The 16,207-nt window shown below is 63.0% G+C and carries 12 protein-coding genes; 8 read left to right on the top strand and 4 right to left on the bottom strand.

What is annotated here, in order from left to right; all coding sequences use genetic code 11:
• Positions 1 to 35: 35 nt before the first annotated feature.
• Entirely contained in the window at positions 36 to 839 is an 804-nt protein-coding gene (locus ACO2Q4_RS00630; RefSeq protein ID WP_423316590.1) for a hypothetical protein, read from the bottom strand.
• 73 nt (positions 840 to 912) lie between these two features.
• On the opposite strand from ACO2Q4_RS00630, the gene ACO2Q4_RS00625 reads away from it, so the two are divergent.
• Positions 913 to 1,719, top strand: a complete 807-nt coding sequence (locus ACO2Q4_RS00625; protein ID WP_423316588.1) for a hypothetical protein — start codon at positions 913 to 915, stop codon at positions 1,717 to 1,719.
• A 333-nt stretch (positions 1,720 to 2,052) separates the two neighbouring features.
• On the opposite strand, the gene ACO2Q4_RS00620 is transcribed toward ACO2Q4_RS00625, so the two are convergent.
• Complete coding sequence (locus tag ACO2Q4_RS00620) at positions 2,053 to 4,542, bottom strand: DUF5906 domain-containing protein (protein ID WP_423316586.1); 2,490 nt, start codon at positions 4,540 to 4,542, stop codon at positions 2,053 to 2,055.
• Between the two features lie 546 nt (positions 4,543 to 5,088).
• A complete protein-coding gene (locus tag ACO2Q4_RS00615; RefSeq protein WP_423316584.1) occupies positions 5,089 to 5,244 on the bottom strand; it encodes a hypothetical protein in 156 nt (51 codons plus the stop codon).
• Between the two features lie 462 nt (positions 5,245 to 5,706).
• On the opposite strand from ACO2Q4_RS00615, the gene fliF reads away from it, so the two are divergent.
• The 7 genes from fliF (at position 5,707) to ACO2Q4_RS00580 (ending at position 14,178) form a co-directional block, all read left to right on the top strand.
• Entirely contained in the window at positions 5,707 to 7,278 is a 1,572-nt protein-coding gene (gene fliF, locus ACO2Q4_RS00610; protein WP_423316582.1) for a flagellar basal-body MS-ring/collar protein FliF, read from the top strand.
• On the top strand, positions 7,275 to 7,835 hold the full coding sequence (locus ACO2Q4_RS00605) for a hypothetical protein (RefSeq protein ID WP_423316580.1): 561 nt from the start codon (positions 7,275 to 7,277) through the stop codon (positions 7,833 to 7,835). The genes fliF and ACO2Q4_RS00605 overlap by 4 nt, the downstream gene beginning before the upstream one ends.
• A gap of 2 nt (positions 7,836 to 7,837) precedes the next feature.
• The gene (locus tag ACO2Q4_RS00600; RefSeq protein WP_395134570.1) at positions 7,838 to 8,095 is read left to right on the top strand and encodes a FliM/FliN family flagellar motor switch protein; all 258 of its coding nucleotides are present in this window, start codon (positions 7,838 to 7,840) and stop codon (positions 8,093 to 8,095) included.
• Positions 8,092 to 8,820, top strand: a complete 729-nt coding sequence (fliP, locus tag ACO2Q4_RS00595) for a flagellar type III secretion system pore protein FliP (protein ID WP_423316578.1) — start codon at positions 8,092 to 8,094, stop codon at positions 8,818 to 8,820. The genes ACO2Q4_RS00600 and fliP overlap by 4 nt, the downstream gene beginning before the upstream one ends.
• 116 nt (positions 8,821 to 8,936) lie before the next feature.
• Positions 8,937 to 10,016 (top strand): efflux RND transporter periplasmic adaptor subunit, encoded by a 1,080-nt coding sequence (locus ACO2Q4_RS00590; protein WP_311760233.1) that lies wholly within the window; start codon positions 8,937 to 8,939, stop codon positions 10,014 to 10,016.
• Positions 10,013 to 11,086, top strand: a complete 1,074-nt coding sequence (locus ACO2Q4_RS00585; protein WP_423316576.1) for an efflux RND transporter periplasmic adaptor subunit — start codon at positions 10,013 to 10,015, stop codon at positions 11,084 to 11,086. The genes ACO2Q4_RS00590 and ACO2Q4_RS00585 overlap by 4 nt, the downstream gene beginning before the upstream one ends.
• Positions 11,083 to 14,178 carry an efflux RND transporter permease subunit gene (locus ACO2Q4_RS00580; RefSeq protein WP_423316574.1) on the top strand — a complete coding sequence of 1,032 codons (3,096 nt, stop codon included), beginning with the start codon at positions 11,083 to 11,085 and terminating at the stop codon, positions 14,176 to 14,178. Before ACO2Q4_RS00585 ends, ACO2Q4_RS00580 begins: the two co-directional genes overlap by 4 nt.
• Here the strand turns inward: ACO2Q4_RS00580 and recQ are convergent.
• On the bottom strand, positions 14,172 to 16,205 hold the full coding sequence (gene recQ / locus ACO2Q4_RS00575) for a DNA helicase RecQ (protein WP_311760230.1): 2,034 nt from the start codon (positions 16,203 to 16,205) through the stop codon (positions 14,172 to 14,174). The genes ACO2Q4_RS00580 and recQ overlap by 7 nt on opposite strands.
• Between the last annotated feature and the right edge of the window lie 2 nt (positions 16,206 to 16,207).

Raw genomic sequence — 16,207 nt, 5'->3', positions numbered from 1 at the left:
CCCCCCCGGTGGGTGAGCCCCGCCCTCATACGCCCTCATCCAGTCCTGCGGTGCGGGCCATAGGTCCGGTCCATATGCGCCGTGTAGAAGGCAGGCAGCGGCTCTCCGACAAACCAGATCGGCTGGTAGATGTGATAGATACCTGGCTCCACCTCGAACAGCCGATAACCCTTCTGCGTCTGCAAGTATCGCTTGGCCTCATGCCAGCCCCAGCTTGGCCCAAGCACCTCCCGCAAATCCTCCTTGGTGGCGCCTATGTCGCTGTCCAGGAGGGTCAGAGCATGGTGGACCTTGCTGCCGCGCACGACCCGCGCAACCAGCTTGCCATGCCCATACGGCACTGCGTTAAACGGATAGTAAGACAGACGGCCATCGCCGGCCACGCATAGCAGGCTGTGGCTATCCGCACGGCTGCGCCGCACCCATCCAGCCGGGGCATCGTCTCTTGCAAAGAAGCCAGACCGCCCGGTCATTGGCTCATAGTATTTCACATGGCCGGTCGGGATACGCTTGCGCCTGTCTGGGTCATCAATCCTAGGACGCGGCTTGGTCTTCGGCTGATCGGGGCGTTCGTTGAGATAGGTCGGGTCGTCGTAGATGCCCTGTGCCTCGGCGGTTTCTCTGAGGGCTTTCAGTGCCGCAGGCATTGTCGCGTGTTCGCTGACGATGTTGGACACGAAATGGTGGCCCTGTGTCCGCAGGCGCTCTAGCTCAGCGTCGTCTGGCGGCTGCATGTCCCAAGCGCTGCTCAGCGGAACAAACTGCGCCGACAGATAGAAGATGCCGTTTCGGTCCCGCGGATTGCTCAACCGCTGGGTCAGAACGAGGCAATAAGGCATCGCGGTTCCTCCATGACACTGGCAAGAAACAGTTTAAGGTGACCGTGGAAATGGGGCAACGCTGAGGAATGCGATGAACTTAAATTGCGATATCACTGCGGCGTCTGCTTTCGGAGAAATTCGATATTGTGTAGGCACGGAGGCGGCGGCCGCGCTGGGTTTCAGCGATTTGCATATTGGCGAGAGCATTTGGGTTCCATTGATATCAGCCATAATCGGCGGCGCGCTCGCTGTCGGGGCGTCATATTGGGCTACCAGTGCAAGCTTGAAAGGTCAAAGACGAGCAAGGGAAGAGGAGGTGACACAGAACTCAGCGGAGAAGGCATATTCAGCCTTTTTCAAATTATTAGACTCATATAACTTGCTCGCAAATCTTAAGCTACATATTGATAAGCAGTTTGCATTAGCAAAAGAAGAAGGCATGGGAGATGCCGAGCCTTGGAAGGTGCTTACCCAAACTGTAGGAGAGCATCGCGCGCCGAAAGAGATTGATCCCTCTGAAACGGCTTTTTTAATTTCTTTGCGAAAGGCAGATTTACTAAACGACGTTCATCTTATTAGCACGCGTGTGGCAAATACCGTTGCGGTGATGCAAGCGTATAACGCTCATCGAGCAGACTTGCATAAATTGCTCGAAACCAGCATGGAAAAAGGCCTCGTCATAGAAGGCGGGGTCATGGGCGGCGAGTTTTCACAAAGGGTTACCCAGCAAATCTCCATCCAAGGAGGCAGGTTAAATTTGTTGATAAGCAACATCAGGGAAATGCTTGATGCTGATATTCCATTTACATGGAGAGCGACTGAGGAATTCCAAAAAGCAGCGAGGACGAAGTTTGGCGATAGATTTCCAAACTTCGACCTCGACAACAAGATAGGATGACCTTTTTTATAACATGGGCGCAAAACGCATACATGAGCTACATCATGGGTGCAAAAAAGTTGTTTATTATCAAATGCTGCGCTCATGTTACCCATGTTAGCTCATGTATATCAATTTGCTTAGCACAAGCGCTTTAAAGGGTCGCCTCGGGTTGCATTCGCATCCTAGAATGCAACCCGAAATTCAGATCAGTTACCCCAAGCTTCGCGTCAGCAAATTGCCTGTTTAACATGGGCAACATGGGCAACATGAGCGCGCGCCTTGATTTCATTGCGGAAAACTGCGCCCATGCAGAAAACATCATGGGCGCAAAGGGGCATCATGAGCGCAGCGTCAGTGCTTCCGTGGCTCGATGAATTCTAAGTCGTCGTAGTCATCGCCCATGTATCCCCTCCGGTCCTGTTCGGATACCCCGCCGCTTGGCTTCTTTTCGGGCAATTCGATCACGTTGTCCTCGCCCCAGTCAATTTCGCCGCCAAATGCCTTTTCAATCATGTGGCGACTTTCTTCCAGAGACGGCAGGTCATAGGACCAAGGCCCGTTTCTTCCTTCACGGTGCTGCTTCACTTTGTCACCGCCGAACAGATACTTGCCGACATCGCGACCAATCTTCTGAATGCTCGCCACGCTACCTTTGCGTGTATTGTTCTTGCACCATTCATGATAGGCCGCGAAAAATTCATCCTTCTCGACGCTGAACTTGGCACCACGCGTCCAGTTTTCGCTGTCCATACCCGCTTGCGTCTTGTGCGGAAAAGTGATCTTGCCGACCGTCAGTGCCTCAATCATCCATTTCAGGAACGGTTCGGCGGACTCAAGCTTCTGGTAGATCAGGCCCTTGGTCTGCGGCACCTTGCGGATATCGAAGCCCGTCAGGTCCATCTGCTGGAGATCGTGCAGCAAGGCCTCGCGTCCGCCCGCATCCATCTGGGCGCGCAGCGCGGCGAAATAGGTGCTGTCCTGCTTATGCTCCTCGCTCACGTCGAGGACGCAGAACCGGCGCTCATCGAGGCCCGCCGGGACCACATAGTCGTTGTTCGACAGCACCACCATGCCGATGTGGTTGTCGGCCTGAACGGCCTTCAGCCCCTTGCCCTCGAACCCGATCTGCTCTCCGGTAATCATGGACTTCAAAGCACCTTCATGCCTCTTGTCCCCGGCCCAGAACGCTTCGTCGGCGATCAGCAGGCAGCAATCCATCAGGTGGGCATTGAAGCGCCCCATGACCTGATCGCTGTGTGCGGTGATGTAGAGGTGCTGGCCGAAGATTTTCCCATATCCCTCGGCAAAGGTGTTCTTGCCGGTTCCGCGCCCGCCGCGCAGCACCAGCGCCACGCCGGGCACGGCGCAGGGGTTCTGGACCTTCCAAGCCATCCAGCCGAGAACGTAGTCGTAGAGACCCTTGTTGCCCGCACAGATCACCTTGCGCAGATGCTCTTTGAACAGCGACCAGTCGCCGGGCGCAGGCTCGACGGCGAACCCCTGCCAGAGGTTGAGGAAGTCGGGCCACCTGTTGCGATCATCGAGAACCACGCCCGCATAGGTCGGCCTCTCAGGATCGGTGAGATAGGTGTCAGCCAGCTTCTGCACCCGGTAGCCGTCTTTCGTGGGTATCTTCACGCTGCGATTGATTAACGTGCCACGGAAGTCGCCATAGGTCTGAACCACCCAGGCACGGCGTGTATGGAACTGGCTCGGGACAAGCTCACTCGACATGACCACTGGCTTACCGCCGAGGCTCACGACATGGTAATGCCCGCTGACCTTTTCCACGATCTCATCGTAGAACGGGATTCCGCCACCACCGCCGATGCCATACGGACGGCTCTTGCAGCGGTCCTTGTTACACAAACCGCAGATCGGCTCATCGTTGCATTTGAAATGCGCCCCGGCCGTTTTGGCGACGGACTTCGCGACGCCCTTGACCTCTTTCGGATCGAGCGGCGGCGAGCACCAGCGGGCATTGGCAGTGATTAGGGCCGCGTGGATCTCGTCAAAGCCATCAGCGCCCGCCTTCTTCTCGAACACGGCGACGTTGTAGAGAAAGTTATTGCGGTGATCCCCGACCGGACCTTCCGCGACCAGCTTTTGCATACATGGCGGGCCGCCATAGAACGGCGCATCCTCCTTGTTGGGGGCCATCTCAGCCAAAGGGACAAAGCGCGCCTGCGGCTTCGGCGGGTTCGGTAGGGCTCCCATCAGCGAGGCCAGCTGATCGCGGCTGATATGCGCGGCCTCGCACCTCTGCAGGAAGTCGCCAAGTGCGAGCGGACCCTCAGGCGACCAGCCCCGGCGGTTCGCGCCGTGGTAGCAGAGATTCAGGCCGCTTCCGCTGTCACTTTCTTCCACAATGGCCTGCTTGGGGAAGACCTCAACCTTCTTTGGGTCGAGGCCGAGCAACGCTTTGACCTGCGCACCAAGCCCTTGCGCCAGCTTCGCCGGGATCAGATCGGCAAAGAACAGGTGCACGTGAACGCCACCGCTCTTGCTCAGCGTCAGGACATGGGGAACCTTGGCGGCGTCCAGCTTGGCGGCGACGTCAGCGGGGTCAACGCTGTAGTCGTCAATATCGACCGCCGCCCGTGTCACATGGTCAAGTGCGCCATCAGGTCCGGGCTTGTTCAGGACAATAGAAAGCCCCAGTCCACCTTCTAGGTGTTCGCGGAAATATTCATCGGGCAATTTCCCACCGATGCAAAGATACCGGGCTTCGACTTTTCCGTCGCTGCTTCTCGTAACAAGCGTGGGATCAGCCCGATAATATGTCTTTGGGTTTCCTGCGAATAGCCGTATAAACATATTGAGATGGTTTTCGCTTTCCATCATTTACCTCTCGGAGTTTCAGGTTGGCAGACCTTTCTCCTTGTTTCAGCCGTAGACCCGTCGCATTCACCGTGCGACGGGTCATTTCATTTCTGAGGATGCGGCAGCTTTCACCCAAAGCGATTTCCCTTTGCAAAACGCATATTCGCGCTTGCGGTGTTTATCGGACCTAATTATAATGGAGCTATAGGTGCTATTGTTTTCCATGCCCGGCGGCTCCAAAACGCCGGGCATGTTCTTTAATATTAGACCCTACATTTGCGCCCATAAAGCAAAGATTTTGCTTTCAGGCAGCGAGCCAATATTCCATCATTTTATATTCCTCCACCGTCCCAACTAAATGAGCCGTAGCGGATTAACTTTCTGACGCTATACTTAATTCAGGCCCTATTGCTCCGAATATCGAAACCGGTATCCCGTCGAATTTCGGAACACGCTTGATCCTCTGACCGTGCTGGTCGGTCGGAAGAGTTCAGCGCTGGGGCCGCTGGGCGGCGGCGTGCAGGGCTTCCTTATCCCCGTGCGACACGCCGCCGCCCTTTTCGCTTAGGGCGACCCGTGAAGCCGATTATGCTCATCGTTGATGGCGACAAGCATTGCGAGCAACGTTTTCATCTCAGAGATGTATTCGAGTTCGTTCAGGATCAGACTGCGAACTTCCTCCATGAGCATCTCCTCTTCGAGCGTTGTCATTTTGGTCATGCTTGCCTCCTCCCATGTTTCATCGGTCGCCCGGCAGTCCGATCGCCACGCAGAAGCGCATGAGAGATCGGTCAGCGAATGGGCGCTGCGTTCAGTTTAGCGATGGCCTTGTGTGGTCGTCTCGCAGGCTAGCTGCGCGTCAACCGCATCCACGGAATGCGGCGATAAACAAGACCAGCCTAGCCGCAGTCGCGGAATCCTGTCTAGCGGAAACCTGTCCTTGTGAATCATACTTTAGTCGCATAACGACCCGGCAACTGTCGGTTAACCTTCGCTGTGCTAGGTTGGCCGCGCCTGCCTTCTGCGCTCATGCGCCTTTGATGCAAGTATCTACAGCACTCATCTACTTAATTGTCTGATATACAACCGTTTATGCGGTTTACAGCGCTTAACCAATTCTTAAGCGCCCCCATGCCATCAGGATCGAGACAGACAAGCCAGACGATTCGAAAGGGGACGGTTTTGCTGAAGCTGCAGGACTACTGGCGCGCCCGAAGCGCGAAACAACAAGCCCTTCTGGTTGCGGCCTTTCTGGTCACATTCGCGCTTGTGACGGGCCTGTCCTGGCTTGCCGGGCGGCCCGGCATGGCGCTGCTGTATTCTGGTCTGGAGGCCCAGCAATCGGGCGAAGTCATGGCCGCGGTTGAGGCCTCGGGCGTCCCGTTCGAAATCCGCGGCGACACGATCTGGGTCGAGGAAAGCCGCCGCGACGCGCTTCGGATGACGCTGGCGGGACAGGGTCTGCCAGCCGCAGGCGGCACGGGATACGAAATCCTGGACGGAATGTCCGGCTTTGGCACCACCTCGCAAATGTTCGACGCGGCCTATTGGCGCGCCAAGGAAGGAGAGCTTGCGCGCACCGCACTGGCCCTGCCGAACGTCAAGGCGGCCCGCGTCCATCTGGCGGTCCCGTCAGCCCGCGGTTATCGCCGCGAGGCCGAGCCCAGCGCCTCGGTCACGTTGACGACCGCGGCCAGCCCGATCAGCCACGCGCAGGCCAAGGCACTGAAATTCCTCATCTCCTCCGGCGTTCCTGGAATGAAGCCCGAGCGTGTCACCGTGATCGACAGCGAAAGGGGCGTCATCTCGACCAGCGACGATCTGGCCGGAGAGGACCGCTCCGCCGAGATGCAAAGGAATGTTGAACGCATCCTTGAGGCCCATGTCGGCAACGGAAACGCCATCGTCGAGGTCAACATGGATCTCGTCACCGAATCCGAGCTGTTGACGGAACAGCGCTTCGACCCCCAGAACCGGGCGCTGATCTCGCAGGAAAGCGAGGAACTGGCGGATCAAAGCCAGAACAATCAGCCGGGAACGGTCACGGCCGCCTCGAACCTGCCCGAGGGGCAGGATGACAAGGGCGATCAAAGCCGTGCCTCGCGCTCGGAAACGCGCCAGCGCCAGAATTACGAGGTGAGCAAGGTCACGCGCGAGGTCAACCGCCAGCCCGGCACCACCCGCCGCCTGACCGTCGCGGTGCTGGTCAACGGGATCGAAAAGCCCGACGCGAACGGCAACCCGCAGCTTGTCCCGCGCGAAGAGGGAGATCTGCAGACGATCCGCGAACTCGTCGCCTCGGCCGTGGGCTTCGACGAGGCGCGGGGCGACGCGATCACGGTGAAGTCCCTGCCCTTCGCCAACCTGTCCGAAAGCGGAACCTTGGCCAGCGAGGGCGGACTTCTGGCGCGGCTTGACCTGAACGCTCTGATGAAGATCGCGCTGATCGGATTCTTCGCGCTGGCGCTTGCCGCATTCCTGCTGCGCCCCCTGCTGCGCGGCCGGCCCGAGGGATCGGCGGCACGCGCGCTGCTGGACGCCAGCCGCCCGACCGAACCGGCGGCACTGCCGGTCGAGGAAATCGCGGGACCGGCAACCATGCCACCCCTGTCGACCGCGGTGCCCGAAATCGACTTCGCACCCCTGCCGGACGGCGATCCCGTGGCACGCCTGCGCGAGCTGATGAAGGCCCGGAAAGAGGAAAGCCTGAAACTGCTGTCCGGCTGGATCGAGAAACGTGAGGACGCGATATGAACGCCATCGCCCTGCGATTGGAATCCTTTGGGACACGCGCCGCCGATCCCGAGCCGTCGCCGACCGACACCTTGGCCGAGCGCGCCTATCAGGACGGCTATGAGCGTGGCCTGAACCACGGGCGCGAGGCCAGCCTCGACGCGCTTTGCGCAGAACTCGCGCGGCTTGGCCAGCATCGCGATGGCCGGGATGCCGAAGCCGCGCGCATCCGCCGCGAAACCATGGCCGATCTCAGGCCGGTTCTGACCGGGTTGGTGGCACTGCTGGGCCGAGCCTCGGCCACGGACCGGCTGATGGTGGCGGTCGAGGCGCAGCTGGCCAAGCTGGCCGGGACCGATCCCGAGACATCGCTGCAGATCCGCTGCCCGCCCGATATGGCCGAGGACATCCGCGACTGCCTTGCCCGCAGCGGGCTGCGGAACGCCTCGATCGTCGACGGTGCCGGGGACGCGCCCCTTGTCGAACTGCGCAGCGGGGCCGGGCGGACCTGCCTCGATCCGGCCCGGATGCTGGACGAACTCGGCGCCGTCATCGCGGACATCTTTCAGGAGGAATGAACATGGACCCGCTTGCCAGCCTTATCGCCACCGACCAGATCCAGGTCGAGGTCACAATTCGTCTGGGCCGAACCCGGTTGACCGTCGCCGAACTGTCGCGCCTGCGCAATGACGAGATCCTGACGCTGGACCAGGAAATCTCGGACGGGGTCGAGATCTGCGTCGGCGACAAGGTCATCGCGCATGGCGAACTCGTCGCCGCGGGCGATGACGACAGCAGGCTTTGCGTGCGCATTCTTGGTCCGGCCGACGCATCGTGAAGGCGCTGCTTCTACTGGCGCTCATCCTGGTCCCGCATTTCGCGCTGGCGCAGGATGGCTCGGGTTTGGCGGGCGTCCCGGCGCTGACCGACCAGGTCGCGAACGGCGTCGGGCGTCACGCGATCACCCTGTTGGCGGTGATGACGGCACTGTCGCTTGCCCCCGGCATCGCGATCATGGTCACCTGCTTTCCCTTCATCGTCACCGTCCTGTCCATCCTGCGCCAGGCGATCGGACTGCAGCAATCACCGCCGAACATGCTGATCGTCAGCCTATCCATGTTCCTGACCTGGTTCGTGATGAACCCCGTCCTGACCGAGGCATGGACTACTGCCGGCGCCCCCCTGCGCGACGGCACGATCACCATCGAGGAAGCCTTCGACCGCGGCATGGTCCCGTTCCGGGGTTTCATGGAGGCGCGGACCGACCCCGAGATGATCCAGACACTGGCCGGGATTGCGCCCGATCCGCAGGCCGCCCCCGACCGGCTGTCGGTGCTGGTCCCCGCCTTCATGCTGAGCGAGATCCAGCGCGCCTTCGAGATCGGCTTCCTCGTCTCGCTGCCCTTCCTGATCATTGATCTGGTGGTCTCGGCGGTGCTGATGTCGATGGGGATGATGATGGTGCCGCCGGCAGTCGTCGCCCTGCCCTTCAAGCTGGCCTTCTTCGTCGTGGTGGATGGCTGGGGGCTGATCGCCGCCGCGCTTGTGCGCAGCTATCAATAAAGCAGGCGGGCGGGCCAGGTCCCCCGCACCGGCTCTCTTCGCGTCAACATTGCAGATCGGGACTTTCAACCGCCCGTTGGATTGGCAATAAAAGTCCAAACCGGAACGGGACTGGAATGCGCCGACTGCTGCCCACGACCCTTGTCTTGCCGCTGCTTGCCCAGCCCGTTCTTGCCCAGCCCGCGCTGGCCGAGGACAGGCTGGCCGTGGAATTCGTAGCGGTCGAGGACGCGCCCCTGACCTTCGACGCCGCCCTGACCGGCACCGTCCGGGCCACAGACACGATCGAGATCGGGTTTCGCAATGGCGGCCGCGTCGTCGAGGTGCTGGTCAGCGAAGGCGATACCGTCACGCGGGGGCAGGCGCTGGCCCGAACCGATCCGCTGCAAACTGAACAGGCCCTGCGCGTGGCCGAGGCTTCGGTCGCCTCGGCCAAGGCAAGCGAGGAACAGGCCCGGCAGGCGCAGGAACGCGCGCAGGCCCTGCTGAATCGCGGCGTCGGCACCCGCGCGGGGCTGGACAATGCGAACCAGACGCTGTCCTCGGCACAAGGGGCGTTGACGCAGGCGGTTTCGACCCGCGATCAGGCGCAGAGGGCTCTGGATGACACCACGATCCGCGCCCCCGCCGATGCCATCGTCACCGCGCGCAATCTCGAGCCGGGTCAGATCGTCGGGGCGGCGCAATCGGTCATCACCCTTGCCTCGGCCTCGGGACGCGAGGTCGTGTTCCAGACGCCGGAATCTCCCTTCCTCAAGGACGCGCTGGGGGCGCCCGTCAGCTTGACCGGGATCGACTTCCCCGACCTGAGGATGCAGGCGACCGTTACCGAGATCGCGCCCCTGGTGGATGCCGCGACAAGCTCGGTCCTGGTCCGTGCCCGGATCGCGCACCCGCCTCCGGGGTTCGAGTTGCTGGGTTCGGCCGTGCGCGGCGCGGTGCATTTCCCCATCGGGCGCGGCATCTCGGTTCCCTGGACGGCGCTGACCGCCAGCGGCGGCGCACCCGCCGTCTGGGTCGTGGACAAGGACGGCCGCGTCTCGCTGGCGCAGGTCGAGATCGAACGCTTCGCCGAGGGCGCGGTGATCCTGACAGGTGGCGTGACGCCCGGCCAGGTCGTCGTCGGCAAGGGGTCGCAGGCGCTCTATCCGGGACGCGAAGTCATCCGCGCCGAAAACGCGGAGTCGACGCAATGAGGCGGCTGCGCATGATCTTTGCCGCCCTTGCGCTGGCTCTGCCGCCCGGCATGGCTGCGGCGCAGGCACCGACCGATGCCCCGCGCCCGATCGTCAGCGTAGTTCTGGGCGAGGCGCAGACCCGCGATCGTTCGTTTCCCGGTGTCGTGCGGGCCCGCGTCGATGTCGCGCTGGGATTCCAGACGCTGGGGCGGCTGACAGCGCGCAATGTCGATCTGGGCGACGTGGTGCATCGGGGGGATGTGCTGGCGACGCTGGACCCCGACGACTTGCAAGGCAAGGTCCGTTCGGCCGAGGCCGCGGCAGAGGCCGCGAAGGTGCAGCTTCAGACCGCGCAATCGGCGGCGGACCGGACACGCGCTCTGGTCGAACGCGACGTCGCGACCACGGCGCAGCTTGAACAGGCGGAACAGTCCCTTGCCGCCGCCATCGCAGCCGACCAGCAGGCGCAATCGGAACTGATCCGCGCCAGGGACACAGAAAGCTATGCCGAGATGCGGGCCCCCTTCGACGGCGTGATCAGCGCGGTTCATGCCACGCCGGGCGCGGTCGTCGCAGCCGGCGAGCCAATCGTGGACCTATCCGGGCAGGACGAGCTTGAGGTCGTGATCGACGCCCAGGCGGCGCTGGTCGCCCGGCTTGAATCCCATGACCGGTTCGAGGTCTGGTCCCCGAACCACCCCGAGTTGCGCCGTCAGGCCACGCTGGCGCGGATCGAGCCGGTGGCCGATGCCGCGACCCGCAGCCGCCGTGTCCGCCTGTCGCTGGACGATCCCCAAGGGTTCCTTTTGGGCGCGCTGGTCCGGGCAAGACCGGTGTTTGCCGATGCGAACCGCCTGACCGTCCCGGCGGCGGCGATCTTCCAGAAGGACGGAGAAAGCCGGGTCTGGATCGTCACGCGCCAGGGCAAGGCCGCGACCGTCTCGGCCCGCAGGGTCCAGACCACCGGCCCCGAGATCGAGGGGATGTTCTTCGTCGCCGCCGGCTTGCGTCCCGGTGACGAGGTCGTCATCCGCGGCATCCATTCGCTCAGGGAAGGTCAGGCCGTGGGGGCCAGCGTCACACCATGAAGGACCGCAGCTTCAACCTGTCCGACTGGGCCCTGCATCACCGTTCGCTGGTGTGGTTCCTGCTGATCGTCTCGATGATCGCGGGCACGCTCAGCTATCTGCGGCTGGGCCGCGAGGAAGACCCGAACTTCACCATCAAGATCATGGTCATCAGCGCCTCGCTGCCGGGCGCGAATATCGAGAACACGCTGAACCAGGTGACGACCCGGATCGAAACCAAGCTGGAAGAGCTGGACGAGCTGAAATACACCCGCTCGGTCACGATGCCGGGCCAGTCCATCGTCTATCTGGAGCTTGATCCCACCATCCGCGGCGCCCAGGTGCCCGAGGTCTGGAAGCGCGTGCGCAACATGATGTCGGATATCCGTCCGGACTTTCCGCAGGAATTCCAAGGCTTCCACTTCAACGACGATTTCGGCGACGTCTTTGGCAACATCTATGCCTTCACCGCAGACGGCTTCAGCCCGCGAGAGCTGCGCGACCGGGTCGAGGATATCCGCAAGCAGGTGCAGGTCCTGCCGATGGCGGGCAAGACCGCGCTTCTGGGCGTCCGCAAGGAAGAGGTCTATATCGAGTTTTCGTCAGCCCGGCTGGCGGCCCTTGGCCTCAATCACACGCAGGTCGTGCAGACTCTGGCGACGCAGAACTCGATCGCACCCTCGGGCATCGTTCAGGCCGGTCCCGAACAGGTGCTCCTGCGGGTGGGCGGCAAATTCGACGACGCCGCCGCCATTGCCGCGGTGAACCTGCGGATCGGGGATCGCTTCTTCAATATCGGCGATGTCGCGACCGTCCGCCGTGGCTATCAGGATCCGCCAAGCGAGCTGTTCCGCTTCAACGGCAAGGAAGCCATCGGCCTGCAGATCGGAATGCGCGAGGGCGAGAACATCCTTGAATTCGGCAAGCAGGTCGACGCCCTGATGGCCGGGGTCGCGCGCGACCTGCCCATCGGGATCGAGATGGCGAAATTCGCTGACCAGCCCCATGTCGTCAACGATGCGGTGGGCCATTTCGTCCGCGCCCTGGCCGAGGCGGTGGCGATCGTCCTGATCGTCAGCTTCATCAGTCTTGGCCTGCGCGCGGGATTTGTCGTGACCCTGACGATCCCCTTGGTGCTGGCGATCACCTTCGTCATCCTCGACGTCTTCGGGATCACCCTGCAACGCATCTCGCTGGGGGCGCTCATCATCGCGCTTGGGCTTCTGGTCGACGACGCCATGATCGCGATCGAGACCATGATCTCGCGGCTTGAGATCGGGGACACGCTGGAACGCGCGGCCAGCCACGCCTGGACGTCCATCGCCTTTCCGATGCTGACCGGCACGCTGGTCACGGTCGCGGGCTTCATCCCGATCGGGCTGAACAACTCGGCGGCGGGCGAATTCACCTTTTCGCTGTTCGTGGTGATCGCGGTGTCGCTGATCGTCAGCTGGATCGTTGCCGTCCTGTTCGCCCCGCTGCTGGGCGTGACCCTTCTGGCGAAATCCCTGCCCCATCACGACCGCGCGCCGGGCAGGCTGCGGCGAAGTTTCCATCGCGTGCTGATCCTGGGAATGCGTTTCCGCTGGGTGACGATCGGGATCACCGTCGCGGCCTTCGCGCTGTCGGTCCTTGGAATGCGCTATGTCGAGCAGCAGTTCTTCCCCACCTCGGACCGGACAGAGATCATCCTGGACGTGACCGAACGTGCCAATGCCTCGATCGCCAAGACCGATGCCGACATCGCCAGGATCGAGGCATTCCTGAACAGCCAGGACGAGGCGCTGTTTCACACCGCCTATGTCGGTCGCGGCGCGCCACGCTTTGTCCTGTCGATGGACGTGCCGACCCCCGGCCCCTATATGGGCCAGATCCTGATCCAGACCCCCGACCTTGCGGCGCGCGACAGGCTGAAGGCGCGGCTGGTCGAATTCGGCAAGACCGAGCTGGCCGGGACCGACCTTTACGTCAAGAACCTTGAGATCGGCCCACCCGTCGGCAAGCCGGTCCAGTATCGCGTCTCGTCCCCGGATATCGACCAGGCGCGGGACACGGCGCGCGATCTTGCCGCAGTGCTCGCGACCGAACCGCGGTTGCGCGACATCTCGCTGGACTGGAACGAACCTGCCCGAGTCATCACGCTGCAAGTGAACCAGGACCAGGCCCGTCAGGTCGGGATCACCAACGAGGATATCGCCGGCGCGCTGGAGGGCACGTTCACCGGGCGACAGATCACCCAGTTGCGCGACGGCATCTTCCTGATCGACGTGCTGGCGCGCGGATCGGAAAGCGACCGCCAGTCCTTGGCCTCGATCCAGAACCTGCAGCTTGCGACCCAGACCGGGACGCCGATCCCGCTGGCTTCGCTGGCGCAGCTGCAATACGGGACCGAACAGCCGCTGATCATGCAGCGCGACGGGTTGCCCACGGTGACGGTCAAGGCCGATATCGCAACGAAGGATCAGCCCGCCACGCTGGTCGCGGCTTTGGCGGACCGGGTCGCGGATTTCCAGAAGTCTCTGCCCGCTCAGGTCCGCATCGTGGTTGGCGGCACGGTCGAAACTTCTGGCGAAAGCCAGCAGCCGATCGCGGCGGTGGTGCCGGTGATGCTGCTGCTTATGGCGCTTCTGGTGATGATCCAGATGCAAAGCTTCCGCCTGTCCTTGATCGTCTTTGCCGCGGCGCCGCTGGGGCTGATCGGCGTGGTCGCGGCGCTGCTGCCCTTTGGCGTGCCGATGGGCTTTGTCGCCATCCTTGGGGTACTGGCGCTGATCGGGATCCTGATCCGCAACTCGGTGATTTTGGCACACGAGATCCAGGTCCTGATCGCCAAGGGCCACGGCAAATGGGACGCGGTGTTCGAGGCCTCGGACAGCCGCGCGCGCCCGATCCTGCTGACGGCCGCCGCGGCTAGCCTTGCCCTGATTCCGATCTCGCGGCAGGTGTTCTGGGGACCCATGGCCTATGCCATGATGGGGGGGATCATCGCGGGAACGCTGGTCACGCTGATCTTCGTCCCGGCGCTTTACTGTGCGGTCTTCGGCGTCAAGGCACCCGAGGGCGACGGCCTGCCCACCCCCGAGGACCGAGCCCGCGCCGCCGCCGATCAGTGATCCGCCGGGGCGTCGATCTCGGCCCGGAAGGCTTCGCCGAAGCGCTCCATCCGCGCGGGGTCAAGATAGCGCGCCAGATCCGCCGGCCGATCCTCGGCAATGCGGCGCAGGGTTGAGGTTCCGACGGAAAGTGGCTTGCCGGTGCCGTCTTCGCCCCGTCCAAGCCGGCTTTGCACCTCGGCCAGCCGATCATAAAGATCGCCCGAAGCGCGTCCGGCAAGCGCCCTCCGCGCAGGATGCATGGGCGCGACCTCGCCCGCGATCACGCGCAGGAATTCCTCGCCATAGCTTTCCAGCTTCTTCGCACCCACACCGTTCACGCGGGCCATGTCGTCCAGCGTCGCCGGACGTGACTGGGCCATTTCGATCAGGGTGCGGTCCGGGAAGATGACATAGGCGGGCACGCGCGCCGCCTCGGCCAAGGCGCGGCGCTTGGCCTTGAGTGCCGACAGCAGCGGCGCGTCCTCCTCATCCACTTGCGTGCGCACCACCACGGCGGGACGCGCGCGGTTGATCAGATCGCGGCGCAGGATCACCGTCTCCTCTCCGCGCAGGACGGGATGCGCGGCCAGCGTGATCGCCAGCCCCCCGTGGCGTTCCGGATCGGGGCGGATCAGGTCGCGGCCCAGCATCTGGCGCATGATCGCCTGCCATTGCTGGCGCGAGATGTCACCCCCGACGCCAAAGGTCGGCAACTGGTCATGGCCGCGCTGCCGGATACGGTCGGTCGCGTTCCCGATCAGCACGTCGATGATATGACCCGCGCCATAGGTCTCGCCCGTGCGCAGCACCGCCGACAGCACCTTGCGCGCCGCCGAGGTGCCGTCGAACGTTTCAGGAGGATCCGCGCAGATATCGCAGTTGCCGCAAGGTCCGGCGTCTTCCCCGAAATAGCCCAGCAGGGCCACCCGGCGGCAGGTCGGGGATTCGGCAAGACCCAGCAGCGCGTTCAGCCGGGCATGGTCGGCGGTCTTGCGATCGGCCGGGGCCAGTCCCTCATCGATCTGGCTGCGGCGCAGGCGGATGTCGTCGGGACCGTAAAGCGTCAGCGTCTCGGCCGGGGCGCCGTCGCGCCCGCCGCGGCCGATTTCCTGATAATAGGCCTCGATGGATTTCGGCAGGTCGGCATGGGCAACCCAGCGGATGTCGGGTTTGTCGATCCCCATGCCGAAAGCCACGGTCGCGGTGACGATCAAACCGTCCTCGCGCTGAAAGCGCGTCTCGACGGCGCGGCGGCTCTCGGCCTCCATGCCGCCGTGATAGGCGACGGCGGGAAGGGCCGCCTGGTTCAGCGCCTGGGCCAATGTCTCGGTCTTGGCGCGGGTGCCGCAATAGACGATGCCGGACTGTCCGCGGCGCGCGGCCGCGAAGTCCAGGATCTGGCGGCGCGGCCCGTCCTTTGGCTGAAAGGCCAAGTGGATGTTCGGCCGGTCGAAACCGCGCAGGAAAATTTGGGGATCACCGCCCTGGAACAGCCGGGCCACGATCTCGTCCCGCGTCTCGGCATCGGCGGTCGCGGTAAAGGCCGCCAGCGGAACCGCAAGCGCCTGACGCAATTCGCCCACGCGCAGGTAATCGGGACGAAAGTCATGGCCCCACTGGCTGACGCAATGCGCCTCGTCCACGGCGATGGCCTGCACGCCCGCGCGTCTCAGCATCGGGACGGTCGCCCCCGAGGCCAGGCGTTCCGGCGCGATGTACAGAAGCCGCAATTCGCGCGCGTTCAGCGCCCGGATGACCTCGGCATTCTCATCCTCGGAATTGCCGCTGGTCAGGGCGGCGGCGGCGACGCCCGCCTCGGTCAGGGCGCGAACCTGATCCCGCATCAGGGCGATCAGCGGCGAGATGACCACCGTCAGCCCATCCCGCATCAGGGCGGGAAGCTGAAAGCACAGCGACTTGCCCCCGCCTGTCGGCATGATCGCCAGCACGTCGCGGCCAGCAGCCACAGCGTCGACGATCTCTTCCTGGCCGGGACGGAATCCGTCGAAACCGAAGACCTGCCGGAGCAGCGGTGCTGCCGACATCC

The organism is Paracoccus sp. KR1-242, assembly GCF_049446195.1.
In the GTDB taxonomy this organism is placed as follows: Bacteria; Pseudomonadota; Alphaproteobacteria; order Rhodobacterales; family Rhodobacteraceae; genus Paracoccus; species Paracoccus broussonetiae.
Note: the sequence above shows the minus strand (reverse complement) of the source record. Positions and strands in the feature narration are given on the sequence as shown.